Origin of the sequence: Candidatus Synechococcus spongiarum SH4 (assembly GCF_000586015.1) — a bacterium.
Classification (GTDB): Bacteria; Cyanobacteriota; Cyanobacteriia; order PCC-6307; family Cyanobiaceae; genus Synechococcus_B; species Synechococcus_B spongiarum_F.
Window position 1 is genome coordinate 1 of sequence record NZ_JENA01000072.1, and the last position, 7,430, is coordinate 7,430.

Here is a 7,430-nt window from a genome sequence, read left to right on the forward strand (position 1 = left end):
TGCCCATAAAAGCCATTAAGGCACTGCACCAGATCCCCGCAGCGTCTGGCAATTCTCCTCAACTCAGCCAGTCCCTCGTCACCGTCAAACGGTTCCTGGTTCATGTAGGAGGTGAGCCGCCGGGTTTTCCAGTGGGCAACTCCCATAATCAAGAGCAACCGAACGTCGAGAACATTAATGAGTGTCAACAGGCGAACCAACTGAACAAGCTTCAGAACCCTGTTCACCCCTTTGAGGACAGGAGATTTCCGGACAGAGCGCTCCAACTCCGCCAACCTGGTTGACGCTCCAGTGGCGGCGTCAATGGACCATATGTCCAACATGGCCTCTGCTGTCGTCATTGTTGCTTGATCAGCCTCAAGATCAGGGTAGCCGGCAAGGGAAGGCAACCGGCTACCACCGCAACAGGTTGAACTGCTCCATGTCCACCGTGTCGCGGTTGCGGTAGAGGGAGAGGAGAATGGCCAACCCCACGGCGGCCTCGGCGGCGGCCACGGTGATGATAAATACGGCAAACACCTGGCCCCGCACCTGGGATCCGTCCAGATAACTGGAGAAGGCCATCATGTTCAGGTTGACGGCATTGAGCATGAGTTCGATGCTCATCAGCACCCGCACCGCGTTACGGCTGTTGATCAACCCCCAGACGCCGATGCAGAAGAGCATGGCGGCAACCACCAGGTAGGCCTGAAGGGGAATGTCGGTGATGGTCATTGCGGGGAAGGGGCTGATGGAGAGGAGCCGCCCTGGCTGGGGAGAAAGGGTGGGCGCCGTCGTTCCAGAAGGGCTTGGTCCGCGGGCTCGCCGGTGACCACGTCCCTGGCCAGCACGTCACGGCGGGCCAGGACGATGGCGCCAATCATGGCCATCAACAACAGCACCGAGGCCACCTCGAAGGGGAGCAGATAATCCGTGAAGAAGTGCTCGCCAATGCGGGTGAGGGCCGCCTCACCGATGGACGGCGGGCCGGGGAGGGCCCAGGGGGTGGTGAGGGCCACCTGCACAAGGAGAGCCAGCAACCCCAGGCAGACCCCCACCGAGAGTAGTCGACGCAGCAGCAGCCCCCCCATGGGCCGCATGGGCTGACGCTTGTTCACCAGCATGATGGCAAAGAGGATCAACACGTTGACGGCGCCCACGTAGACCAGCACCTGGGCAGCGGCCACGAAGCTGGCATTGAGCAGCAGGTAGAGCCCGGCCATGGACAGCAGCACGCCACCCAGGAGAAAGGCGGAATAGACCACGTTGGGGAGCAATACCACCCCCAAGGCCCCCAGGAGCAGGGCGCCGGAGAGTAGCAGAAAGCAGATGAGCTGGGTGGAGAGCGCAAGGCTCATGGTTGGGAATCCTCCTTGGTATTCGCTGCCGCCACCTCCTGGGGCAACTGCCCGGCGCGGCGCTCCCGGTCGGGCACACCATGGGGATCCACGGCCCCTTTGGGCAGGTAGGCCAGCTCCCGCAAGGGCTGCACCGCAGGATCCATGGTGACGCTAGGTGGGGAGCCGGCCCAGGGCCACGTTGTCGAAGTTGAGGCTGTGGCGGTCGAAGGCGGCCAACTCGTATTCCTCCGTCATGGAGAGGCAGTTGGTGGGGCAGTATTCCACGCAGTTGCCGCAGAAGATGCAGACGCCAAAGTCGATGGAGTAGTTCTTCAGTTGCTTTTTCCTGGTCTCCTTGTTCATCACCCAGTCCACCACCGGCAAGTTGATGGGGCAGACCCGGACGCACACCTCACAGGCGATGCACTTGTCGAACTCGAAATGAATCCGACCGCGGTAGCGCTCGGAGGGGATCAGCTTTTCGTAGGGATACTGAACCGTCACCGGACGGCGGCGCATATGGTCGAAGGTGACCGCCAACCCCTGGGTGATGCCCCTGGCCGCAGCGGCAGCCTCACGGCTGTAATCACCCACCTGCTTGAGAAATCCGAACATGGCGACACCAGGGAGGAGAGAGACGTGGGCTGACGGGTCTCGTCAGCCACCAAAGATTGTAGGAAAAACCAGCTTCAGGGCGGCGGTGAGCAGGAGATTGACCAGGGCGATGGGCAGCAGGAACTTCCAGCCGAAGTCCAGCAGTTGGTCAATGCGCACCCGCGGCGTGGTCCAGCGCAGCAGGATGGCGAAAAACACCAGTAGAAACGCCTTGAGCACCGTGGTGACAATGCCCACCGAGGCCGTCACCACCTGTACCAGCGGCGAACTCAACGGCTGGTGCAGCACCGAGGCCAACCATTCCACCGGCAGGGGGAATCCCCAGCCCCCCAGGTAGAGCACCGCCACCAACAGGCCGGAGAGCACCAGATTGATGTAGCTCCCCAGGTAGAAGAGGGCAAATTTCATGCCGGCGTATTCGGTTTGATACCCCGCCACCAGCTCCTCTTCCGCCTCCGGCAAATCGAAGGGGGCCCGCTCGCATTCGGCAATGACGCAGATCCAGAAGACGAGAAACCCCACCGGCTGGCGCCAGATGTTCCAACTGAGCAGGCCGGCGCTGTTCTGTTGTTGAACGATCTCCACCGTGCTGAGGGAGTTGCTGAGCATGACCACCGCCAGCACCGCCAGGGCCAGGGGCACTTCATAGCTGATGGATTGAGCCGCCGCCCGCAGCCCCCCCAGCAAGGCGTATTTGTTGTTGCTGGAGTAGCCGGACATGAGCAGGCCGATGGGCTGGATGCTGCTCAGGGCAATCCAGAGGAAGATGCCTACCCCCACGTTGCTGATCAGGAGGTTCTGGCCAAAAGGGACGATCAGCCAGGAGAGAATCACCGGCGCCAGCACCAGCACCGGTCCCAGGGTGAAGAGCAGGCTATCGGCCCGGGCGGGAATCACGTCTTCCTTCACCAGCAGTTTGAGGCCGTCGGCCAGGGGCTGAAGAATGCCCAGGGGGCCTGCGTATTCCGGGCCGATGCGCTGCTGCACGGCCGCCGACACCTTGCGCTCCATCCAGACACTGGCCAGAACCCCCACCACGGCGGCCGCCAGCACCAGCAGCATCGGCAGGGGCAGCCAGAGGGCATGGGCCAGGCCGGGACTCAGTCCCCATCCCTGAAGCACAGCCTGGAATTCTCCCGCCAGATCCAGGTTGCCACTGGGCAAGGTGGCGAAAGGCAGCCGGAGGGGCTCCGGTGGAATCATGGGTGGGGCTGTTGCGGCTCCGGTCAATCTACCCAGCCGCCGCCCCCGCCGCCCCCAGTTCCCGGCGGGGTGGCCAGGGGCGCGGGTCTACGCCTGTGTAGATTTGCGACGGGCGAAAGATGCGGTTGGCGCCCAATTGTTCTTTCCAATGGGCCAGCCAACCCGCCACCCGGGCAATGGCAAACACGGGCGTGAACAGGTCTGCGGGAATGCCGAGCCGGCGATAGACGAGGCCGGAATAGAAGTCCACGTTGGCGTACACCCCCTTCCCGGCCAGTCGTTCTTCCACTTTTTCCTCCAGGAGGTGGGCCAAGTCGTAGGTGGCGTCGCTGCCGTAGCAGGCGAAAAGCCTTTCCGCCAGTTCCTGGAGGATTCTGGCGCGGGGATCCTTCACCCGGTACACCCGATGCCCGAAACCGGCAATGCGCCGTTTCCGGGCCAGGCATTGGTCCAGAAAGGGCTCCACCCGGTCGGGACTGCCGATTTCATCCAGCATGTCCAACACGTCTTCGTTGGCGCCGCCGTGGAGCGGTCCCGCCAGGGTGCCCACTGCGGATGCCACCACCGCATAGGGGTCGGTGAGGGTGCTGGCGGTGACCCTGGCGCTGAAGGTGCTGGCATTGAGGCTGTGTTCGGCGTGGAGAATGAGGCAGGCATCCAGGACTCTGGCCGCCAGAGGCTCCGGCTCCTTCTCGCTGAGCATGTAGAGGAAGTTGGCGGCATAGGAGAGATCGTCCCGGGGGCGGATGGGGTCCAGTCCTTTGCGAATCAACTGGAACGCCGCCACCATGGTGGGAATCTTGGCCACCAGCCGCACCACGGCCTGGCGGATGTAGAGGGGATCGTCCAGCACCCGCCGGGAATAGAACAGACCCAGGGCGGCGGCGCTGGCCTGGAGCGCATCCATGGGGTGACCGCTTTCCGGGAAGCACTTCATCACGTCCCGGATGCGGAACTTGATGCGCCGATGGGTATAGACGTCGTTCTCGAAGTCCTGCAGCTCCCGGACGCCGGGAAGTTCGCCCCAGATGAGCAGGTGGGTGGTTTCGAGGAAGTTGCTGTGGCGCACAAGGTCCTCAATGGCGTAGCCCCGATAGAGGAGGGAGCCCGTCGCGCCGTCGATGTGGCAGACGGCGGACTCGGCAACGGGAACATTTTCAAGACCAGGCCGAAACTCCACGGCGGCGCAGCAGACAACAGATGCCATTGTGATCCATGGAAGCGCCCCCTGCCGACGCCAGGATCCGAACCGCCGGTCTCCGGGTCCGCACTCCGTATCTCTCCTTACCGAAAACCATCTCCGCCACCCCCGAGACTTTTACGTTCGTTCCAGCATCCGACTCCCCCTTGGCGCTCCTCAGCCCACGGCAACAGCAGGTGCTCAGAGTTACGGTGCGCCATTACATCGACACGGTGGAACCGGTGAGCAGCGGTGCGCTGGTGCAACGGTTTCACCTGAACGCCAGTCCGGCCACCGTCCGCAACGCCATGGTGTGGCTGGAGCGCCAGGGTTTGCTGCGCCAACCCCACACGTCCGCAGGCCGGATTCCCAGTCAGCAGGGCTATCGCCACTACGTGGACGCCCTCCTGCCCCATGGCGGCTCCCAGGTGCAACGGCTGCAACGGGAACTGAACAGCCTGAGATTGCAGGTCCAGTGGACCGCCCTGGACGACCTCTTGCGTGTTCTGGCGGGACGGCTGGCGGACCTGACCGGGTTGCTGGCCCTGATTACCCGCCCCACTCCCCCCACACCCCGGCTGCGCACCATGCGCCTGGTGTCCAGCGGCGAGCGGCTGGTGCTGATGATGGTGGACTGGGGCGGCAACGTGGTGACGCTCAACATCCGTCACCCCCCTGCCCAGCCCCGGGAGGTGCTCCTGTTGGAACGCTGGCTGGAGCGCCAGCTTCAGGCGGGAGGGCGGATTGACTGGCAGGCCCTCCCGCCCCAGGGCCGGAGCCTGGGCCACCCGGTGCAACTGGCCTTTGAAAACCATCTCCGCCAGTCCCCCCTGGCGGTGGACGGCATGGTGGCCGTGGGTTTCGGGGGGCTCATCGCCCAGCCGGAGTTTCGCCAGGCCCGCCACAATCTCCGTGACCTGCTGCAACTGGTGGAGGAGCGGCCCGAGGAGTTGTTGAAAGAGCAGCCCCAACAGTGCTCCACAATTCTCGGGGCGCCGCGATTGCAGCACGTGAGCATCGGTCGGGAGCACAAAACCCCCACACTGGCCACCTGTGGCCTGGTGAAGGTTCCCTACGGCGGTCATCGGGGAACCCGGGGCTGGGTGGCCGTCCTCGGCCCCATGCGCATGGCCTACGAAACCATCATCGGCTCGGCCCACAGTGTGGCCACCGTGCTGGAGCGACTACTGACGTAACCAACCCCATGCCCTTCCCGCCATGGCATGCTGGCGGTAAATGGCGGAATGTCCTTGTAAGGCTGGCTGGCTGGGTCTTGCTGCGCCGCGCCAAGCGGGTGTCAGGGTCGCTACTGCTGCGGTGGGTGGCGCTCCCCGTGGCAGCCTGACTTGGCACGCTCTTCCTTTCTCCTGAACCATCTCTGTCTTGCACAGCCCTGGCCCGGCTGCGCTGGGGGCGCAGACAGAGTGGAATCATCCTGGCCCGTCGTGCTGGCCAGCCCCAGGTTGGAGGGAGCCGTGGGCCGCCCACCTAATCCTAAGCCCGCTGAGTCGCTGAGAACGGAGGTCCACAGGCTCGAATGCTACGGTTGAATTATAGCTCACATCAGTGGTGAGAAGGTGACCGAGAGTGGCAGTTTCTTGGCTGGGTAGCGGGGGAGGAGGGGCGGTCCCCAATCGGACCTGTCCTGTTCCGCTGGCCGGCTGCCTCGCTGCAATCACCCTGGCGCAACCAAAGACCAACATTGACAACATCGGCAGCCCAACCCCATGCACCCCAGCCCAACCCCACCCTCGCCTTATCCACAACTGGGGTCAGGAAGGAATCCCCGGCCCGAGGGACGGGGAAGAGGTGAGGAACCCCTGCTGGTGAGCGGGGACGCCACGCTGGCCGCCAGTTGGGGTGATCAGGCCGGGTTGGGGCTGGGGCACGGCGCGTTCCTGCTGGTGTTGGCGGCCACAGCCACTGCTGCAGTGCCGGGGATTTCCGCAGCGGGCAGCACACCGGAGAGTCGTCGTCTCACGGCCGCAGCGGATGGGGAGTTGGTGGCGTTGGGTCCCGCGGCCCCACGGCCCCATGCCCTGCCCCCATTGCCGGCTGGTGTCTCTCCGGCCCTGATTAGCTGGGTGGTGCTGGAGCAGTTGCGGTTGCCCAGGCGGATGGTGAATGCCGGCCTGGAGGTGGCCCCAGCCGTGGCCCATGAACAGGCGCCGGGATGCCAACCCGCCGCCTGCCTCAGCACGGGGCGGGCTCTGCCCCTGCAACGGGTGCGGGATCTGCTGCGCTGGGGGCAGGATTTCGGGCGGGATTGGGTGCGGCGCCAACCGGGGGCATTGTTGGTGGTGGGGGAATGTGTGGCCGGGGGCACCAGCACCGCCGCTGCCATCCTGCAGGGGTTGGGGGTGGATGGGGCCGGGTTGGTGAGTGGCAGTCTGCGCCACCCCCCCCACAAGCTGCGCCGGCAACTCATCACCCAGGGACTCCAACGCTCAGGCCCTCCCGCCACAGCCCTGGAGTTGACGGCGGCTGTGGGTGATCCCATGCAACCTCTGGTGGCTGGCGTGATCCTGGGCTGTGGCGGGAGGGCGCCGGTCCTGCTGGCGGGGGGCAGTCAGATGGCGGCCGTGCTGGCCCTGGCCATGGTCCTGGCCCGCGCCCGCGGCCAGGCCGTGGCCCCCTTACTGCGCTCCACCGCTGTGGGCACCACCTGTTGGGTGGCCCGGGAGCCGGGCAGCAATCTGGCCCTGCTGCTGGAGCGGATCCATGGGCAACTGGGACTCCCCCAGGCCCCCTTGGCCATGGCCAGCCGCCTGGACTTCTCCCCCTGCGCCCATCCAGCATTGCGGGACTACGAGGCGGGCTATGTGAAGGAGGGGGTGGGGGCAGGGGGGTTGGCCATTGTGGCCAGCTTGGCCGGTCTGTCCAACCTTCGCTTGGCCCGCCTCTGTGACCAGGCCATGGATCACGTGGACCAGCAGGTGCGGGGATGATCCCTGAAGCTGATGCCACACCACAACGGCTCCATGGGGAACCACCAGGAATCCGGGCCGCCGCCCACCATTCGCTTTGGCGCCCCTGAACCGGGACACCTGCCTCTTCCACGACCCCTTCATGTGCGCTGGCCCCTGGCGCTCCTGAGCCATGGGCATTGCCGT

The 7,430-nt window shown here is 64.9% G+C and carries 7 protein-coding genes and 1 pseudogene; 2 read left to right on the top strand and 6 right to left on the bottom strand.

What is annotated here, in order from left to right:
* The 6 genes and pseudogenes from BG35_RS10315 to BG35_RS0104740 form a co-directional block, all read right to left on the bottom strand.
* Positions 1 to 323 (bottom strand): hypothetical protein (locus BG35_RS10315; RefSeq protein ID WP_152535170.1); only part of this gene is annotated, 323 nt, incomplete at its 3' end.
* Between the two features lie 70 nt (positions 324 to 393).
* Entirely contained in the window at positions 394 to 714 is a 321-nt protein-coding gene (gene nuoK, locus BG35_RS0104720; protein ID WP_025781923.1) for an NADH-quinone oxidoreductase subunit NuoK, read from the bottom strand.
* Positions 711 to 1,337: an NADH-quinone oxidoreductase subunit J gene (locus tag BG35_RS0104725; protein ID WP_025781924.1), complete on the bottom strand. Its 627-nt coding sequence runs from the start codon at positions 1,335 to 1,337 to the stop codon at positions 711 to 713. The genes nuoK and BG35_RS0104725 overlap by 4 nt, the downstream gene beginning before the upstream one ends.
* Positions 1,334 to 1,934, bottom strand: a pseudogene (gene ndhI, locus BG35_RS10320) (NAD(P)H-quinone oxidoreductase subunit I). The gene BG35_RS0104725 and the pseudogene ndhI overlap by 4 nt, the downstream one beginning before the upstream one ends.
* A gap of 42 nt (positions 1,935 to 1,976) precedes the next feature.
* Positions 1,977 to 3,137: an NADH-quinone oxidoreductase subunit NuoH gene (nuoH, locus tag BG35_RS0104735; protein ID WP_051506145.1), complete on the bottom strand. Its 1,161-nt coding sequence runs from the start codon at positions 3,135 to 3,137 to the stop codon at positions 1,977 to 1,979.
* Positions 3,138 to 3,165: 28 nt separating this feature from the next.
* Complete coding sequence (locus tag BG35_RS0104740) at positions 3,166 to 4,344, bottom strand: citrate synthase (protein WP_025781926.1); 1,179 nt, start codon at positions 4,342 to 4,344, stop codon at positions 3,166 to 3,168.
* An 8-nt stretch (positions 4,345 to 4,352) separates the two neighbouring features.
* On the opposite strand from BG35_RS0104740, the gene BG35_RS0104745 reads away from it, so the two are divergent.
* Positions 4,353 to 5,513, top strand: coding sequence for an HrcA family transcriptional regulator (locus BG35_RS0104745; protein WP_080688021.1), 1,161 nt, complete (start codon positions 4,353 to 4,355; stop codon positions 5,511 to 5,513).
* A 531-nt stretch (positions 5,514 to 6,044) separates the two neighbouring features.
* Entirely contained in the window at positions 6,045 to 7,265 is a 1,221-nt protein-coding gene (cobT, locus tag BG35_RS0104750) for a nicotinate mononucleotide-dependent phosphoribosyltransferase CobT (protein ID WP_080688022.1), read from the top strand.
* The last annotated feature ends 165 nt before the right edge of the window (positions 7,266 to 7,430 follow it).